The organism is Bradyrhizobium sp. USDA 4516 (genome assembly GCF_054055915.1).
The window spans coordinates 2,163,268-2,178,891 of the sequence record NZ_JBSRXT010000001.1; the positions used below are offsets into that span (position 1 = coordinate 2,163,268).

The 15,624-nt window shown below is 65.6% G+C and carries 15 protein-coding genes; 5 read left to right on the forward strand and 10 right to left on the reverse strand.

Going from position 1 to position 15,624, the window contains the following annotated elements; translation table 11 throughout:
- Window positions 1–82 precede the first annotated feature (82 nt).
- Window positions 83–658, forward strand: coding sequence for a TetR/AcrR family transcriptional regulator (locus tag ACVI1L_RS10090; protein WP_028340504.1), 576 nt, complete (start codon window positions 83–85; stop codon window positions 656–658).
- Between the two features lie 157 nt (window positions 659–815).
- Here the strand turns inward: ACVI1L_RS10090 and ACVI1L_RS10095 are convergent, their stop codons facing one another.
- The 5 genes from ACVI1L_RS10095 to ACVI1L_RS10115 form a co-directional block, all read right to left on the reverse strand.
- On the reverse strand, window positions 816–1,529 hold the full coding sequence (locus ACVI1L_RS10095) for an ABC transporter ATP-binding protein (RefSeq protein WP_456785533.1): 714 nt from the start codon (window positions 1,527–1,529) through the stop codon (window positions 816–818).
- A gap of 7 nt (window positions 1,530–1,536) precedes the next feature.
- A complete protein-coding gene (locus tag ACVI1L_RS10100; RefSeq protein ID WP_168858701.1) occupies window positions 1,537–2,304 on the reverse strand; it encodes an ABC transporter ATP-binding protein in 768 nt (255 codons plus the stop codon).
- Window positions 2,305–2,308: 4 nt separating this feature from the next.
- Window positions 2,309–3,256 carry a branched-chain amino acid ABC transporter permease gene (locus tag ACVI1L_RS10105; RefSeq protein WP_456782798.1) on the reverse strand — a complete coding sequence of 316 codons (948 nt, stop codon included), beginning with the start codon at window positions 3,254–3,256 and terminating at the stop codon, window positions 2,309–2,311.
- The gene (locus tag ACVI1L_RS10110) at window positions 3,253–4,170 is read right to left on the reverse strand and encodes a branched-chain amino acid ABC transporter permease (RefSeq protein WP_456782799.1); all 918 of its coding nucleotides are present in this window, start codon (window positions 4,168–4,170) and stop codon (window positions 3,253–3,255) included. The genes ACVI1L_RS10105 and ACVI1L_RS10110 overlap by 4 nt, the downstream gene beginning before the upstream one ends.
- A gap of 237 nt (window positions 4,171–4,407) precedes the next feature.
- Window positions 4,408–5,580 carry an ABC transporter substrate-binding protein gene (locus ACVI1L_RS10115; RefSeq protein ID WP_076831021.1) on the reverse strand — a complete coding sequence of 391 codons (1,173 nt, stop codon included), beginning with the start codon at window positions 5,578–5,580 and terminating at the stop codon, window positions 4,408–4,410.
- A gap of 393 nt (window positions 5,581–5,973) precedes the next feature.
- Here ACVI1L_RS10115 and ACVI1L_RS10120 point away from each other — a divergent pair, with 393 nt between their 5' ends.
- A complete protein-coding gene (locus tag ACVI1L_RS10120; protein ID WP_253588703.1) occupies window positions 5,974–6,522 on the forward strand; it encodes a DUF805 domain-containing protein in 549 nt (182 codons plus the stop codon).
- Window positions 6,523–6,744: 222 nt separating this feature from the next.
- Here ACVI1L_RS10120 and ACVI1L_RS10125 read toward each other — a convergent pair whose 3' ends face one another.
- The gene (locus ACVI1L_RS10125; RefSeq protein WP_456782800.1) at window positions 6,745–7,638 is read right to left on the reverse strand and encodes a sigma-70 family RNA polymerase sigma factor; all 894 of its coding nucleotides are present in this window, start codon (window positions 7,636–7,638) and stop codon (window positions 6,745–6,747) included.
- Between the two features lie 35 nt (window positions 7,639–7,673).
- Window positions 7,674–7,982: a hypothetical protein gene (locus tag ACVI1L_RS10130; RefSeq protein WP_057019474.1), complete on the reverse strand. Its 309-nt coding sequence runs from the start codon at window positions 7,980–7,982 to the stop codon at window positions 7,674–7,676.
- Between the two features lie 180 nt (window positions 7,983–8,162).
- Between ACVI1L_RS10130 and ACVI1L_RS10135 the strand changes: the two genes are divergently transcribed.
- Window positions 8,163–9,569, forward strand: a complete 1,407-nt coding sequence (locus ACVI1L_RS10135) for a DHA2 family efflux MFS transporter permease subunit (protein ID WP_456782801.1) — start codon at window positions 8,163–8,165, stop codon at window positions 9,567–9,569.
- A gap of 115 nt (window positions 9,570–9,684) precedes the next feature.
- Window positions 9,685–10,959 (forward strand): NAD(P)/FAD-dependent oxidoreductase, encoded by a 1,275-nt coding sequence (locus ACVI1L_RS10140; protein WP_456782802.1) that lies wholly within the window; start codon window positions 9,685–9,687, stop codon window positions 10,957–10,959.
- Window positions 10,960–11,178: 219 nt separating this feature from the next.
- Here the strand turns inward: ACVI1L_RS10140 and ACVI1L_RS10145 are convergent, their stop codons facing one another.
- Window positions 11,179–12,129 (reverse strand): AraC-like ligand-binding domain-containing protein, encoded by a 951-nt coding sequence (locus ACVI1L_RS10145; RefSeq protein WP_141339776.1) that lies wholly within the window; start codon window positions 12,127–12,129, stop codon window positions 11,179–11,181.
- Between the two features lie 148 nt (window positions 12,130–12,277).
- On the opposite strand from ACVI1L_RS10145, the gene ACVI1L_RS10150 reads away from it, so the two are divergent.
- A complete protein-coding gene (locus ACVI1L_RS10150; protein ID WP_253588699.1) occupies window positions 12,278–12,931 on the forward strand; it encodes an isochorismatase family protein in 654 nt (217 codons plus the stop codon).
- A gap of 200 nt (window positions 12,932–13,131) precedes the next feature.
- On the opposite strand, the gene ACVI1L_RS10155 is transcribed toward ACVI1L_RS10150, so the two are convergent.
- Both ACVI1L_RS10155 and ACVI1L_RS10160 read right to left on the reverse strand, forming a co-directional pair.
- Window positions 13,132–14,358, reverse strand: a complete 1,227-nt coding sequence (locus ACVI1L_RS10155) for an ABC transporter substrate-binding protein (RefSeq protein ID WP_456782803.1) — start codon at window positions 14,356–14,358, stop codon at window positions 13,132–13,134.
- 53 nt (window positions 14,359–14,411) lie between these two features.
- Window positions 14,412–15,614: a cytochrome P450 gene (locus ACVI1L_RS10160; protein WP_141339779.1), complete on the reverse strand. Its 1,203-nt coding sequence runs from the start codon at window positions 15,612–15,614 to the stop codon at window positions 14,412–14,414.
- Window positions 15,615–15,624 lie beyond the last annotated feature (10 nt).

Genomic DNA, 15,624 nt, shown 5'->3' on the forward strand with positions numbered 1-15,624 from the left:
GGCCGAAAAATCCCGGAAGCCATTCCAATTGGTTTTTCAACCGATGTAAATTCACTACCCGGTATATTTAAGAGGTGACTGCATGGCGCGATCTGCAGAACCGACACGGCGGCGCATCCTTGCTGCCGCATACGTCCTGTTTCGACAGCGCGGATATAGCCGCGTGAGCATGGACGAAATCGCATCGGCGACGAGGGTGACGAAGCGCACGCTCTACAATCATTTTCAAAGCAAGGATCAGCTGCTCGCCTTCGTGCTCGAAGCTCAGAACGAACTGGCCCTGGCCGCGTTCGCGACGTTCGGCGACAAGCTGTCCGGCTCGCCGGCGGCGATCATCGACGGTCTGTTCCGCGACCTCGCGGTCTGGGCGGACAGGCCGCGATGGGCCGGCTCGGGATTCACCAGGCTGGTCATCGAGCTGGCCGATCTCCCTGGCCATCCCGCACGCGCAATTGCGCGCCGGCACAAGGCCTTGCTCGAAACCCATCTCGGCGCGCTGCTGAAGCGCGCCGGCGTCCGCGAGGCTGACCGCCGCGCACGCGAGATCTGGCTGCTGTCCGAGGGCGCGATCTCCCTGATGCTGGTGCATGGCGATCGCGCCTATGCAGCAGCAGCGGCCGACGCAGCGAAACGACTGCTGCGAGGCTCTTCACGATAAGCCGCGGCAGCCCGCCTCTCTGATCCGTCATCCTGAGAGTCTGAGGAGCGCGTAGCGCGTCTCGAAGGATGCACGGCCACCAGCCGGGCCATCGATCCTTCGAGACGCCTGCTACGCAGGCTCCTCAGGATGACGGCGATACGGCAATGCTTGCTGCTCAAATCCCGAGATACTTGTGCTGCAGATCCGGCTCGGCGAGCAGCTGCTCGCTGGTGCCGCTCCACACCGTGCGGCCGCGCTCGATGATGTAATGGCGGTCGGCGATGCGGGCGAGGTTTCCGACGTTCTTGTCGATCACCAGCACCGACTGCCCGCGCTCCTTCAGCATCGACAGGCAGCTCCAGATCTCGTCGCGGATCAGGGGCGCAAGACCCTCGGTCGCCTCGTCGAGGATCAGCAATTTCGGATTGGTCATCAGCGCGCGGCCGATCGCCAGCATCTGCTGCTCGCCGCCGGACAGCGTGACGCCCATATTGTTCGTGCGTTCGGCGAGCCGCGGAAACAGCGCGTGGATCCTGTCGATGGTCCAAGGATCGGAGGCACTGAAGCGATTGCCCGACGCGGCGACGAGATTTTCGCGCACCGTGAGGTTGGGGAAGATCTGGCGGCCTTCCGGCACCAGGCCGATGCCGAGCTTTGCGATCTTGTAGGACGGCAGGCCGCGCACCGCCTCGCCGGCGAAGCGGATGGCGCCTGACCGCGCCGGCGTCAGGCCCATGATCGAGCGGATCGTCGTGGTCTTGCCCATGCCATTGCGGCCCATCAGCGCGACCATCTCGCCCGACTTGATCTGGAGCGACAGGCCGAACAGCACCTGGCTCAGCCCGTAGCAGGTCTCGATGCCATCCACTTCAAGCAGGGTTTCAGCCATTCTGGTATCAGCCATGGCGCGTTACCGCATGCTGTTCGCCGAGATAGGCGCGCTTGACCTCGTCGTGCTTGCGGATCGCATCCGGCACGTCGCAGGCGATGACACGGCCATAAACCAAGACCGTGATGCGGTCGGCCAGCGCGAACACCGCCTCCATGTCGTGCTCGACCAGCACGATGGTGACTTCCTTGCGCAGCTCCTTCAGCAGCGCGACCATCCGCGCCGATTCGGTGACGCCGAGCCCGGCCATCGGCTCGTCCAGCAGCAACAGCTGCGGCCTGGTGGCGAGCGCGACCGCGAGCTCGAGCTCGCGCTGCTCGCCATGGCTCAACTGCGACACCACGATATCGGCGCGCGTGCCGAGGCCGACGCGCTCGAGCGCCGCGCGCGCGGCCTCGCGCAGATGCCGCTCCTTGCGCGCATTGCCCCAGAAGCGGAACGAGTGGCCGTCATGCGCCTGCGCCGCCAGCGCGACATTGTCGATCGCGGAAAAATCCTTCAGCAGCGAGGTGATCTGGAACGAGCGCGCCAGCCCGAGGCGGCTGCGCTTGTAGGACGGCAGGTTCGTCACGTCGCGGCCTGCGAAGCGGATGGTGCCGGAGTTCGGCATCACCTGCCCGGTGAGCTGGCTGATCAGCGTGGTCTTGCCGGCGCCGTTGGGGCCGATGATGGCGTGCAACTCGCCCGGCACCACCTCCATCGAGAGGTTGTCGGTCGCGGTGATGCCGCCGAAGCGGCGGACCAGATTGTCGACGCGGAGCAAGGGATCAGGCAAGGAATCAACCACGGCGCATCCTCCCGAGCAGGCCCATGATGCCGCCGCGCGCGAACAGCACGATCAGGAGCAGCACCGGGCCCAGGATCAGCCCCGAATATTCGGTGAACTGCGATAGCAGCTCCTCGAGCAGGAGATAGACGATCGCGCCGATGACGGGACCGAACAGCGAGCCCATGCCGCCGAGGATCACCATCACCATGAGATCGCCGGAGCGCGTCCAGTACATCACGGCGGGGCTGACGAAATCGGTGTTGTTGGCCAGCAGCGCGCCGGCCAGGCCGCAGATCGTGCCTGATATCACGAAACAGACCAAGCGGTAGCGGTTGGCATGGAAACCGATCGCCTGCATGCGCTGCTCGTTGGAGCGGACGCCCTGCACCACGAGGCCGAAGCGCGAATTGACGATGCGCCAGATCAGGTAGAGGCCGCCGAACAGGCAGGCCAGGCAGAGGTAATAGAACTGGTTGCGATCCGACAGGTTGATCAGACCGGCGAAATCGCTGCGCTTGTAGACGGTGAGCCCGTCGTCGCCGCCGTAGCGCGACAGCGCGGAGGCGATGTAGTAGGCCATCTGCGCAAAGGCCAGCGTGATCATGATGAAGTAGACGCCGCGGGTGCGCAGCGAGAGCGCGCCGATCAGCAGCGCAAACAGCGCCGAGACGGCGAGCGCCACCGGCCACTGGATGAAGCCGGAGCCGACCCCCTCGGCGGCGAGGATGCCGACGGCATAGCCGCCGATGCCGAGATAGGCGGCGTGGCCAAAGCTCATCATGCCGCCATAGCCCATGATCAGATTGAGGCTCGCGGCGGCGAGCGCGAAGATCACGATCCGGGTGAACAGCGTGAGGATGAAGATATTGCCCGTGACCGCCGAATAGAACGGCAGCAGCATCAGGGCGGCACACATCAGCGCCGCGACCGCATTGGAGACGTTGAGCTTTCGCATCATCGTTTGGCCGCCGGGAACAGCCCCTCGGGCCGCAGCACAAGGATGATGGCCATCAGGAGGTAGATCAGCATCGAGGACAGCGCCGGCGCCGCGGTGGACGCCGCCGCCCCGCTTAGCACCTTGCGCAGCAGGTCCGGCAGGAAGGCGCGGCCCATCGTGTCGATGATGCCGACGAAGATCGCGGCCATGAACGCGCCGCGGATCGAGCCGATGCCGCCGATCACGATGATGACGAAGGCCAGGATCAGGATGTTCTCGCCCATGCCGATCTGCACGGTGAGGATCGGTGCCTGCATCAGCCCGGCGAGGCCGGCGAGCGCCGCGCCAAGGCCGAACACCAGCGTGAACAGCAGCTTGATGTTGATGCCGAGCGCCCCGATCATCTCGCGGTTGGAGGCCCCGGCGCGGATCAGCATGCCGATGCGGGTACGCATCACGACGAGATAGAGCATTGCTGCGACCGCCAGCGCGACCACGATGATCATGAGGCGGTAGGCCGGATAGTAAACGCCGGGAATGATCTGCACCGGCACGGTGAGCCAGGCCGGCAGCGGCAGCGCGAGGCCCGCCGGGCCCCAGATCAGCCGGACGGCGTCGTTGAAGAACAGGATCAGACCGAACGTCGCCAGCACCTGGTCGAGATGGTCGCGGCCATAGAGATGCCTGAGCGCGACATATTCCAGCGCGAAGCCGAGCAGCAGCGTGGCGCCCAGCGCCATCAGCGCGCCGAGCACGAAGCTACCGGTCCAGGCCACGAAGGTCGCCGCGAAATAGGCGCCCATCATGTAGAGCGAGCCGTGCGCCAGATTGACGAAGTCCATGATGCCGAACACCAGCGTCAGCCCGGCCGCCAGCAGGAACAGCAGGAGGCCGAATTGCAGGCCGTTCAGCAGTTGTTCGACGACGAGATACATGGATCCTTCATACCGGGCTGAAACAAAACAGCGGCAGCGCAAGCACGCCGCCGCATTGCACATTGCGGGTTCTCCCTCGCCCCGCTCTTGCGGGGAGGGGTTGGGGTGAGGGGCTCTTTCCGCAAACCGAATGCCGGGAAAGAGCCCCTCACCCAATCGCTTCGCGATTGACCTCTCCCCGCAAGAGCGGGGCGAGGTAAAGAGAAGCAAGCCGCGCGCCAAAAAGACGCCCGACAATCACTTCATCGGACACTTGTCGTGGAAGCGGTCCTGGTCGTCCTTGACGATGGTCGCGACCGTCTTCAGCGAGAGCTGGCCCTCGGCGTCCTTGACCACGTCCTGCAGATAGAAGTTCTGGATCGGAATGTGGTTGTTGCCGTACTTGAACGGACCGCGCACCGATTTGAAGTTCACCTTCTCCATCTCGGCCTTCATCGCGTCCTTCTTCGTCAGGTCGCCCTTCACCGCGACCACGGCGCTGTTGATCAGGTTGGCAGCGTCGTAGGACTGTGCGCCGTAGAAGGTCGGCCGCAGGCCCGGATACTTCTTGCGGTAGTCGGCGACGAACTTCTTGTTCTCCTCGTTGGGCAGGTCGTTGACCCATTGCTGCGCGCCGGGAACGCCGAGCGCATTGTCCTTCTGCAACGGCAGCGACAATTCGTCGATGGTGAAGGCGGTGTAGAGCGGAATCTGCTGCTTGATGCCGGCCTGCGCATACTGGTTCAGGAACTGCACGCCGGCCGCGCCCGGATAGAACACGAAGATCGACTCGGCCTTGGAGTTCTTCGCCTTGGTGAGCTCGGCGGAGAAGTCGAGCTGGCTCGGCCACACCGTATATTCCTCGCCGACGACCTGGCCCTTGAACGTGCTCTTGACGCCGGCCAGCATGTCCTTGCCCGCGGCGTAGTTCGGGCCGATCAGGAACACCGACTTGACGCCCTTCTGGTTCATGTAGGTGCCGACCGCTTGCGGGGTCTGGTCGTTCTGCCAGGAGGTCGAGAACACGTAAGGCGAGCACAGTTCGCCGGCGAGCTGCGACGGACCGGCATTGGCCGAGATCAGGAAGGTCTTGGAATCGACCGCGGTCTTCAGCGACGCCAGCAGCACGTTCGACCAGATGTAGCCGACGATGAAGTCGACCTTGTCGGACTGCACCAGCTTCTCGGTCTTCTGCTTGCCGACATCCGGCTTCTGCTGGTCGTCCTCGTAGATCACCTCGACCGGCTTGCCGTCGATCTTGCGGCCGAGATGGTCGAGCGCGAGCTCGAAGGAATTGCGCATGTCGTTGCCGATCACGGCGGTCGGACCGCTGAAGGTCGAGACGAAGCCGATCTTGACGCTGTCAGCCGCCATCGCGGGCTGCGCCAGCGCCACAGCCATGGCGCCTGCCAGCCAAAATGCCTTTTTCATATTCACTCCCCTCCTCAACCAAAGATCCCACGAGGCTCGATCACGAGGGCCCGGGGGTCACGCTTTGCGCGCGTCGTTCTGTGACGTATTTTGTGCGCGATATCGCAAGTCTGCAGCAAGCATGAACCGACGGCGCTGACTTAGAACCTTCGGCGCATACCCCAGCACCTTGCATCATAATTCGTCTAAATCGACCATGGCAAGAAATATAATGCCGGTTGCGTGGGCAACGATTGTCGCAGGCACCGGCCTTCCGCAACGACCCACGCCCGCACTGCAGCAGGCTTTAACGATCCGGTAAAGCACCCGGAAACCACAGGCCGGCAAGCGCCTGCGGGCTTCATGGTCCGGAAAGCATCCCTGGCCGACGCTGCCGCCAAAGGGGTGCGTCACATGCTGAATTACATCTTCGGCTTCAATGCCCGGATGGGCCGACTGGCTTTCTTCTTCTGCACCTTCGTGGTGGGCCTCGGCTTTATGATGCTGGTCTACGGCGTCACCGGCAACGCACCGGCGAGCGGCAGTATGGACGTGCTGCTGGCGCAGGCATCGAGCAACTCCGTGCTGGTCATTGCCTTCTACGGCATGCTCGTCATCTGCTTCATGCTGCAATCGATGCGGGTGCGCGACATGGGCTGGGATCCGGTCTGCGTGATGGCGGCATGGATCGCCCTCCTCGTGCTCGACAGGGCGATTGCCGGACGATTTCCCGAATATGCGCTGACCTATCAGCACACCGAAACGGTGGTCGGCGCCGCCGTCAATGGCGCAATGAACATCGTCCTGCTGGTCTGGCGGAGCGGCGGCTATTACGAAGAAGCCCCGCCATCGCCGCGCGAGACCGGCGGCGATGGCCCGTTCGAAAGACGCAGTACGCCGGCCACAGGCGGCAGCCGCGTCGCGCGGATCGCCAACGGCGAATTCGGCGGAAAGACGCGGTAGCAGCCGTCGTCCCTGCGAAAGCAGGGACCCATAACCACAGGATCAGGGTGTTGAAGACCGCTGGGGCCCCAGCGACCAAGACGATTCCCATTGGTGGTTATCGGTCCCGGATCGCGCGGAGCCTGTCATCGGGCGGCGCTTCGCGCCGACCCGTTGGCTTGTCCGGGACGACGCGGAATTTGCCGCGCGATCACTGAGCCAAAGGCTGGCGGCGAAAGCCGATCACCCCTTATCCACCGCCCATTCGGCGCCGTCGATCGCATAGGACGCGTGGCGGAAATCCCTGATCGTCGCAACCTTGTCGGCCGACCAGTCGAGCAGCATGAACGATCGCGGCGTGTCCAGAGCGGTCGGATCGAACACCAGGATCGCGGGGCGTCCCTCGACCTGTCCGGTCACCAAGTGCCAGTCGTCGATCTTCGAATAATTGCCGAAGTAGCGCGACACCTCGGCCTTGCCGTTCAGCCGCGTGCGGTTGACGAGCTCGAGCCTGATGTCATCGGCGATCATGGCGCGGATGGCGTCGAAGTCGCGGGCGTTGAAATGGCTGACATAGGCGTTGAGCCTGACGCGATCGGCCGGCGACAGGCCGGGCCGCGGCGCGTCGTCCGGCTCGGCGGCAAACTCGCGCAGCTGCGTGCGTCCACGGTGCAGCGCGGCTTTCACTGCAGGCAGGCTGAAATCCATGATGCCGCAGATCTCCTGCAGGGAGCAGCCGAGCACGTCCATCAGGATCACGCTGGAACGCTGCGCCACCGGCAAGCGCATGAAGGTGCGCAGGCCGGTCGCGGCGATCTCGCGGCGGCCGACGTCATCGAGCTCTCCGGCCATCATGTCCACCTCCTCCGGCGCGTGGAGCGCTTCCTGGCGGTTGCGCCGCCTGAGGAAATCGAGCGCGGTGTTGTGCGCGATCCGGAACAGCCAGGCTTGCGGATTCTGGATCGGAGCGGCGGACCCGAAGGCTTCCACCGCCTTGATCAGCGCGTCCTGCAGCACATCCTCGCCGTCGATGACGGATCCGACCATGCGGGCGCAGTAGCGATGCAGCCTCGGCCGCATCGCCGCCAACAGCGTGTCGACGTCGGTCGCGGCCGGCGCTTGGTGTGGTGACGTCATGATGGCTCCGCCAGATCGGTGCACTGCCCGCCGGTTCACGGCTCATCCAGCATACGATAATTCCCGACAATCACCGCACTGCGAACCAGCGGCGGCTCGGCGCAACGATCGCGGATGCCGTCCTGGAACGCCTGGAACGCGGCCAGTTTCGGGATCGGGCTCGAACCGTCCTCGGCCGTGGTCTCGACCATGTGGATGAAGGTATCGTCCTCCAGCCGCAGGGTCAGATAGCGCACGCCGTCGGGCCTCGCCGCCTTCAGCTCGGCGAACACGGCCGACACCAGCGCGGCATTCTTCTCCGCCATCTCCGGCTTCGCCTTGTACCTGATCAGGGTCCGTCTCATCGCAGCCTCCTTGGCCTGGTTCTGCGGCCTGAACCGGCCGCCTCAGACCCAAGGACGTTCGCGAACCGCCAAAGGATGCGGTCCGGCAAAAAAAACTTCGGCCGCATCCTTTGCCCGTTCCGGTTCGTCCTTGCCGGCGAAGCGCGCCGCAATCTCGCGGCGCGGCAACGGAGAACGACCATGCAGACCCCTCGAGAGCGCGCCGAACAGCGCTGGGTGCTCGGCCTCACCGCGCTGGCATCCTTCATGATGGCGCTCGACGCCATGATCATGACCACGGCCTTCGCCACCATCCGCGCCGATTTCGGAAGCGCCGTGGAGACGCTGCAATGGACCGTCAATGCCTTCAACCTGACCTTCGCGGTGCTGCTCCTGACCGGCGCGGCGCTCGGCGACCGTTTCGGGCGGCGCAGGATGTTCGCGGCCGGGATCGGCCTGTTCGTCGTGGCGTCCGCGGCCTGCGCGCTGGCCGGCAACGCCGCGGCCCTGATCGCCGCCCGCGCCCTGCAGGGCGCGGGCGCGGCACTGGTGATGCCGCTGGCGATGGCGATCCTGAGCGGCGCGTTCGGCCGGGAGGAGCGCGCCCGCGCGCTCGGCATTTTCAGCGGCATCACCGGATGCGCGCTGATCATAGGTCCCGCGATCGGCGGCTTCATCACCGAACATCTCGGCTGGCGCTGGATTTTCTGGATCAACTTACCGGTCGGCCTGATCGCGATCGCCCTTGTGATCACGCGCCTGCGCGAAAGTTTTGGGCCGACGGCGCCGCTCGACATCACCGGCCTCACGCTGGTCGCGCTCGCGGCGCTGGCGCTGGTCTGGGGCCTGCTGCGCGGCAACGGCGTCGGCTGGGCCAGCGCGGAAGTGACGGGCGCGCTGATCGCCGGCGTCGCGCTGGCGGCGCTGTTCGTGCTGTGGGAGCTGCGTGCCACAAGCCCGATGGTGCCGATGCGGCTGTTCGCGGCACGGCCGTTTGCGTCAGGCATGGCCGCAAGCGTGCTGTTCTACGCCGCGATGTATGGCGTGCTGTTCCTGCTGCCGCAGTTCCTGCAGATCGCGCTCGGCTTCGACGCCTTCGGTGCCGGGCTGCGTCTGCTGCCGTGGACGGCGACGCTGTTCGTCACCGCGCCGATCGCCGGCGCCGCGGTCAACCGGTTCGGCGAGCGCACGCTGGTCGTCACCGGCCTCTTGATGCAGGCGATCGGGCTCGGCTGGATCAGCGAGATCGTGAGCCCCGCAGTGCCCTATTCGGCGCTGGTCGCGCCGCTGGTGCTCGCCGGCGTCGGCGTATCGATGGCGATGCCGGCCGCGCAGAACGCGGTGCTGGGCGCGGTCGCCGTCAGCGAGATGGGCAAGGCCTCGGGCGTCTTCAACATGGGCCGCTTCCTCGGCGGCATGTTCGGTATCGCGGCGTTGGTGGCGAGCTTCTCCGCCAATGGCGCAGCCGATTCATCCGGTCATTTCGCAAACGGATTCGCGTCGGCGATGAGCCTTGCCGCAACGCTGTCATTCGCCGGCGCGGTCGCGGGACTGTTCCTGCCGATGCGGCGGCGGGCCGTGGCCGCGGCCGCGCCGCAGGATGCGTGAAGCTTGCGGCGATTGGGTTTTGCTATCGGGCGATCAGGCATTTCGTGTTGGAATGGGGCTGCGAATGAATACATAATCAAACGACGAAGCCGTTCGAAACCGGGAGCGACATCAGATGACGCAAGCGCCGGCCAAACCTCATCGCGTGGTGATCGTCGGCGCCGGCTTCGGCGGCCTGGAAGCCGCTTTCGGTCTCAGATGGGCGCCGGTCGAGATCACGCTGATCGACCGTCGCAACCACCATCTGTTCCAGCCGCTGCTCTATCAGGTCGCGACCGCTTCGCTTGCCACCAGCGAGATCGCCTGGCCGATCCGCTATCTCTTGCGCGACCGGCCCGAGGTGACGACGCTGTTCGCCAATGTCTGCGGCATCGATGCCGCGGCGAAGCGGGTAGCGCTCGACGACGGCGGCAGCATTCCCTACGACACGCTGGTCCTCGCCACCGGCGCGCGCCACGCCTATTTCGGCCACGACGAATGGGAGCCGTTCGCGCCCGGCCTGAAGACGCTGGAGGACGCGACGACGCTGCGGCGGCGCATCCTGGTCGCCTTCGAGCGCGCCGAGCGCGAGACCGATCCGGACAAGCGCGCGGCGCTGCTGACCTTCGTCATCATCGGCGCCGGCCCGACCGGCGTCGAGATGGCCGGCACCATCGCCGACCTCGCCAAGGACACGCTGCCGCAAGACTTCCGTCACATCGACACGCGCAAGGCGCGCGTGGTGCTGATCGAGGCCGGCCCGCGCGTGCTGGCCGGCTTCCCCGACGATCTCTCGGCTTACGCGCAGGCGTCGCTGGAAAAACTCGGCGTCGAGGTGATGCTGGGCGAGCCGGTCACCGAATGCTCGGCCGACGGCGTGGTGTTCGGCGGCAAGAGGCTGGAGGCGCGCACCATCGTCTGGGCCGCCGGCGTGCGCGCCTCGCGCGCCGCCGAATGGCTGAACGCACCGGCCGATCGCGCCCACCGACTGCAGGTCGAGCCGGATCTGACCGTGCCGGGCCATCCCGATGTCTTCGCCGTCGGCGACACCGTCACGATCAAGGATCCCGACGGCAATCCGGTGCCCGGCATCGCGCCGGCCGCCAAGCAGGAGGGACGCTATGTCGCCGCGCTGATCAAGGCCCGGCTCGACGGCAAGACGCTGCCGCCGTTCCGCTACAAGCATGCCGGCAGCCTCGCCCAGATCGGCAAGAAGAAAGCGGTGATCGATTTCGGCTGGCTCAAGCTGCGCGGCTCGCTGGCATGGTGGATTTGGGGCCTCGCCCACATCTACTTCCTGATCGGCGTGCGGCATCGGATTGCGGTGGCGATGAACTGGCTCTGGATCCACACCCGCGACCAGCGCGCCGCGCGGCTGATCACGCAAGGCAGCAGCAAGGTCGCGCAGTAGGTGGCTCGGCACTGCGCTATCCTGTTATCCGTCATCCCCGCGCAAAGGCTCCGCCTTTGTCGCTGGAGGAGCGCGGCACGCGCGTCTCGAAGGATCGACGGCCCCGCTAGTGGCCGTACATCCTTCGAAGCTCGCCCAGCGCCGCAATTGCGCCGCAAGGCTCGCACCTCAGGATGACGGATAACAATCTGTCTTAGCCTCTCAGCGCTGTACGCATTCTCACCCCATCACCTGGTGCGGCGAGCGGCCGAACGCGGCCTTGAAGGCGCGGCTGAAATGCGAGACGTCGCTGAAGCCGAAGCTCAGCGCGACATCGGTGACATGGCTGAAGCGCCGCTCCGCCAGCGCCTGATAGGCGGCGGCGAGGCGCTGCTGCCACAGCCATCGGATCGGGGTCGTGCCTTCGCGCGCAAACAGGCGATTGAGCGTGCGCGGCGCCATGTTCTGCGCGGTGGCGATCGCATCGAGATCGAGCCCGGGATCGTCGAGATTGGCCAGCATGTAGGCCTTGACCCGCGCCAGCCTTTCGTCGCCGCGCTGCGGCCCTTCGTCCGTCAGCTCGGTCTGCAGCGTGGTTGCGAAAATATCGAGCGCCGCCGCGCCAAGCCGTGTCGCCGCAGGTCCGGCCGCGTCGTCGAGCCGCGTCAGCCGGCGGATCAGCGATCCCGCCAGCGCTCCCACTTTCGACGCGTTGCCGACCCGCCGCGCCGTCAGGCGCTGCGCATCCGGCAGGCGTGCGAGCAGCAGCGGCCGCGGAATCGACACCATGATCGCGCGCGCGCTCGGGGCGAATTCGAGCGTGAACGGCTGCGCCTGGTCATGCAGCATCAGATCGCCCCGGCGCATGCGCACGTCGCGGCCGCCCTGGGCGAAGCTGACCTCGCCGCGCAGCGTGAGCCACAGCATGAAATAGTCGCGCGGATCCCTGCGGACGTCGCTCGCACTGCGCATCACCCGGATGCGGTCGGCGGCCGGCGTCGACGACCAGATGTCGTTGATGGCCAGCGGGCCGAGATGGCGGATCGAGATCGATGCCTGGAACGCCTCGTCGGCGACGCGGCGGCATTCGGTCAGCGAGAATTCGCGGCAGGTGACGTGATGCCAGCGGTCGAAACTGTCACCCGGCGCGACAAGCGTTTGCGCGACGACTGTGTGATCTGGGGTCTGCATCGGACCTTGCTCCCGCCCAACCCGGCAGCGCGACATTCTGCGTCCAGCCCTCCCTTCTGGCAAGCAGAGACCAGCGACTGGCCGGCGCAGCCAAGAACGATCGCGGGAACCGGCGTAGAAATTGTCTCTCACCAGGAGGAGACACCACATGGGCTACCAATGCGAAATCATCGATCCGGCGCGAACCGTCATGATCGTCGTCGACATGCAGAACGATTTCGTGGCCGAGGGCGCCAAGTTGCGTTCGGCGCAGGCCGCCGCCATGGTGCCGCGGCTGGCGCAGACCCTGAAGGCCTGCCGTGACAAGGGCATCCGCGTCATCTACACCGCGCATGTGCATCGCCGCGACGGCAGCGACATGGGGCTCTATGACGATCTCTATTCGCCGATCGCCGACCGGTCGTCGCTGGTCGACGGCAGCGAGGGCGTCGAGATCTTCAACGACCTCGCCCCCGCCCCCGGCGAGCACGTCATCAAGAAGCACCGCTACAGCGCGTTCTTCGCCACCGATCTCGATCTCATCCTGCGTGAATGGGGCATCACCACGGTGATCATCTCGGGGACCACGACCGAGAACTGCTGCCACGCCACCGCGCGCGACGCCATGTTCCACAATTACAAGGTCGTCTTCCTGTCGGACGCGACCGGCACGTTCGACTATCCCGATGTCGGCCAGGGCGCGCTGTCCGCCGACGAAGTACACCGCGCCACGCTGACGATCCTCGCATTCTCAACGGCACATGTGATGACGGCGGCCGAGATGCTGGCGCGGGTGAAGGTGGCGGGCTCGAAGGCGGCGTAGCGAGTTCACGAACAGCGCATCGCACATTCGGTCCGCCTCTCCCCTTGTGGGAGAGGCCGGAACGCATGAAGCGAAGCGCAATGCGATCCGGGTGAGGGGTTGCGGTCTCTCCGGTCCGTACGCCGCGTGGAGAGATACCCCTCACCCCAGCCCTCTCCCACAAGGGGAGAGGGAGCGCAGCAGCATTCGCGGCGAAGAGCTCACTTCACCAGTGAGCAGCCGCCATCGGCCAGCGGGCGGAACGCCTGGTCGGCCGGGATGGTCGCGATCAGCTTGTAATAGTCGTAGGGGTACTTCGACTCCTCCGGCTTCTTCACCTCGAACAGATACATCGGATGGATGACGCGGCCGTCCTGGCGGATCGTGGTGTCGCCGAACAGCTTGTCCTTGCCCTTGAAGGTCTTCATCTGCGGCACCACCGCCTTGGCGTCGTCGCTGCCGGTGGCGGCAACCGCGTTGAGGTAGGCGAGCGTCGAGGCGTAGACGCCGGCCTGGTTGCCGCTCGGCATCTTGCCGTTCATACCGGGACGGGCGGCGAAGCGCTTTGCGAACGCGCGGGTGTCGTCGTTCATGTCCCAGTAGAAGGCTTCCAGCAGCTGCAGGCCCTGCGCGACCTTCAGGCCCATGCCGTGGATGTCGTTCACGAACAGCAGGAACGCCACCATGGTCTGGCCGCCCTGCTGGATGCCGAACTCGGCCGCCTGCTTCACCGCGTTGATGGTGTCGCCGCCGGCATTGGCAAGCCCGATCACTTTTGCTTTCGAGCTCTGCGCCTGCAGCAGGAACGACGCGAAGTCCGAGGTGCCGAGCGGATGCTTGCTCGAGCCCAAAACCTTGCCGCCGTGCTTCTCGATGTAGTTGGTCGCCTCGGCCTCAATGCCTTTGCCGAGGGCATAGTCGACGGTCACAAAGTACCAATCCTTGCCGCCACGCTGCATCATCGCGGCCGCGGTCGTGTTGCCGGTGGCCCAGGCGTCGTTGACCCATTGAATGGTGTTCGGCGAGCAGGACTTGCCGGTGAGATCGGAGCTCGCGGTCGACGACGCCAGGAACGTCATCCTTGAGTCGCGCAGGATGGTGTTGATGGCGAGCCCGACCGCCGAGTTCGGCACGTCGACGATGGCATCGACGCCTTCGACATCGAGCCATTTGCGCGCGATCGCAGAGCCCACGTCGGCCTTGTTCTGGTGATCGGCATAGACGATCTCGACCTTGATGCCCTTGCCGCCACCGCCAAAATCTTCCGCGGCCATGCGCGCGGCTTCCACCGAACCCATGCCGTTGGTGTCCTGGAAGATGCCGGAAATGTCGTTGAGCACGCCGACGCGGACCACGTCGCCGGAAATCTCCGCGCGTGCGCTGCCCGCGGCGCAGGCCAGTGCCAGCGCAAGTCCAATCCTAGATCGCCCAACCCCGAAGCCCCTCATCGTCTCCCTCCCATGTTTCCTCAATCGACCTTTTGCTGGTCTTGAGCGTCTCGTCAGGCCGGCGTGATCTCGACCGGCAGGCTGCTGAGCCCGCGCAGCGTGTTGTTGAAAAGGCGCTTCGGCTCGCCGGTGATGTCGATCCTGGCGACACGACGCGCCAGCGCCGCCAGCATCACCTCCCCTTCGAGGCGGGCGACGAGCTGGCCGACACACATATGGATGCCCGAACCGTAGCCGACGTGGCCCGACGTACGACGGGTGATGTCATAGCTATCGGGCGCTTCCCAGCGGCGCGGATCACGATTGGCCGCTGCCAGGAACATCAGCACTTTCTCGCCTTCAGGAATGCTGGCTCCACTGAGCTCGACGTCGCGCGTCGTGGTGCGGAAGAAAGTCTGGACCGGACTTTCGAACCGCACGGCTTCCTCGAAGGCGTTGCGCGCCAGCGTCGGATCGGCGCGCAGCTTCTGGAACTGGTCGGGGAAGCGGGCGAGGCAGTAGACGGCGGCGCCGATGCCGTTGACGGTGGTGTCGAGACCGGCCGACAGCAACGAGCGCACCAGCAGCGGCGCCTCGGTAGCGGTAATGGCGCCGCTATCGACATGGGCGTGAATGCAGGCGCCGATGCCGCCCGGGGTGAGATTGTCGCGCTGGCATTGCTCGGCAACATAGGCCTGATGCGGCGCCGAGCGCTCGATCGCCTCCTTGCGGAGCTCGTTCGGCGGGCCGAAGGCATTGAACACCAGACTGGCGTAGGGCAGCAGATGCTCGCGGCCCTCCGGCCTCAGGCCGAGTGCATCCGGGAAGATCGACAACGGATAGGCTTCCGCAAGGTCCGCGATCGCGTCGAACCTGCGCTTCTCCAGCAGCGCATCGAGGCGGGCCTCCGCGGCGGCGGCAAATTGCCCGCGAAGCTGCTTCATCACGGTCGCCGACAACACCGTGCTCAGCACGGCGCGGGTCCGGGTATGGGCGGGCGGGTCGGCCTCCAGGATCAGGCTCGCCGGCCGCCACGGCTTCTCCTTTGAAAAGTCGCTGAGGCCGACGCCGCGGCTGGAGCAGAAGGTCGCGGGGTCGTTCAGCACCGCATGGACCTCGGCGTAGCGCGCCACGCCATAGACATTCCACTTGTCGAGATAGACCACCGGCCCGGCCTCGCGCAGCCGCTCATGGGTCGGGAATGGATCGGCGAAGAACTCGAGCGCGAACGGATCGACGTCGAGATGCGGGACGGACGCAGCTTCTGTTGCAGTCATCGGGACCTCC

Excerpts from the sequence above, each read along its gene's own strand:
- ACVI1L_RS10090 (WP_028340504.1), top strand. The coding sequence starts at position 83 with ATGGCGCGATCTGCAGAACCGACACGGCGGCGCATCCTTGCTGCCGCA.
- ACVI1L_RS10095 (WP_456785533.1), bottom strand. The coding sequence starts at position 1,529 with ATGGCTGAAACCCTGCTTGAAGTGGATGGCATCGAGACCTGCTACGGG.
- ACVI1L_RS10105 (WP_456782798.1), bottom strand. The coding sequence starts at position 3,256 with ATGATGCGAAAGCTCAACGTCTCCAATGCGGTCGCGGCGCTGATGTGT.
- ACVI1L_RS10110 (WP_456782799.1), bottom strand. The coding sequence starts at position 4,170 with ATGTATCTCGTCGTCGAACAACTGCTGAACGGCCTGCAATTCGGCCTC.
- ACVI1L_RS10115 (WP_076831021.1), bottom strand. The coding sequence starts at position 5,580 with ATGAAAAAGGCATTTTGGCTGGCAGGCGCCATGGCTGTGGCGCTGGCG.
- ACVI1L_RS10120 (WP_253588703.1), top strand. The coding sequence starts at position 5,974 with ATGCTGAATTACATCTTCGGCTTCAATGCCCGGATGGGCCGACTGGCT.
- ACVI1L_RS10125 (WP_456782800.1), bottom strand. The coding sequence starts at position 7,638 with ATGACGTCACCACACCAAGCGCCGGCCGCGACCGACGTCGACACGCTG.
- ACVI1L_RS10130 (WP_057019474.1), bottom strand. The coding sequence starts at position 7,982 with ATGAGACGGACCCTGATCAGGTACAAGGCGAAGCCGGAGATGGCGGAG.
- ACVI1L_RS10135 (WP_456782801.1), top strand. The coding sequence starts at position 8,163 with ATGCAGACCCCTCGAGAGCGCGCCGAACAGCGCTGGGTGCTCGGCCTC.
- ACVI1L_RS10140 (WP_456782802.1), top strand. The coding sequence starts at position 9,685 with ATGACGCAAGCGCCGGCCAAACCTCATCGCGTGGTGATCGTCGGCGCC.
- ACVI1L_RS10145 (WP_141339776.1), bottom strand. The coding sequence starts at position 12,129 with ATGCAGACCCCAGATCACACAGTCGTCGCGCAAACGCTTGTCGCGCCG.
- ACVI1L_RS10150 (WP_253588699.1), top strand. The coding sequence starts at position 12,278 with ATGGGCTACCAATGCGAAATCATCGATCCGGCGCGAACCGTCATGATC.
- ACVI1L_RS10155 (WP_456782803.1), bottom strand. The coding sequence starts at position 14,358 with ATGAGGGGCTTCGGGGTTGGGCGATCTAGGATTGGACTTGCGCTGGCA.
- ACVI1L_RS10160 (WP_141339779.1), bottom strand. The coding sequence starts at position 15,614 with ATGACTGCAACAGAAGCTGCGTCCGTCCCGCATCTCGACGTCGATCCG.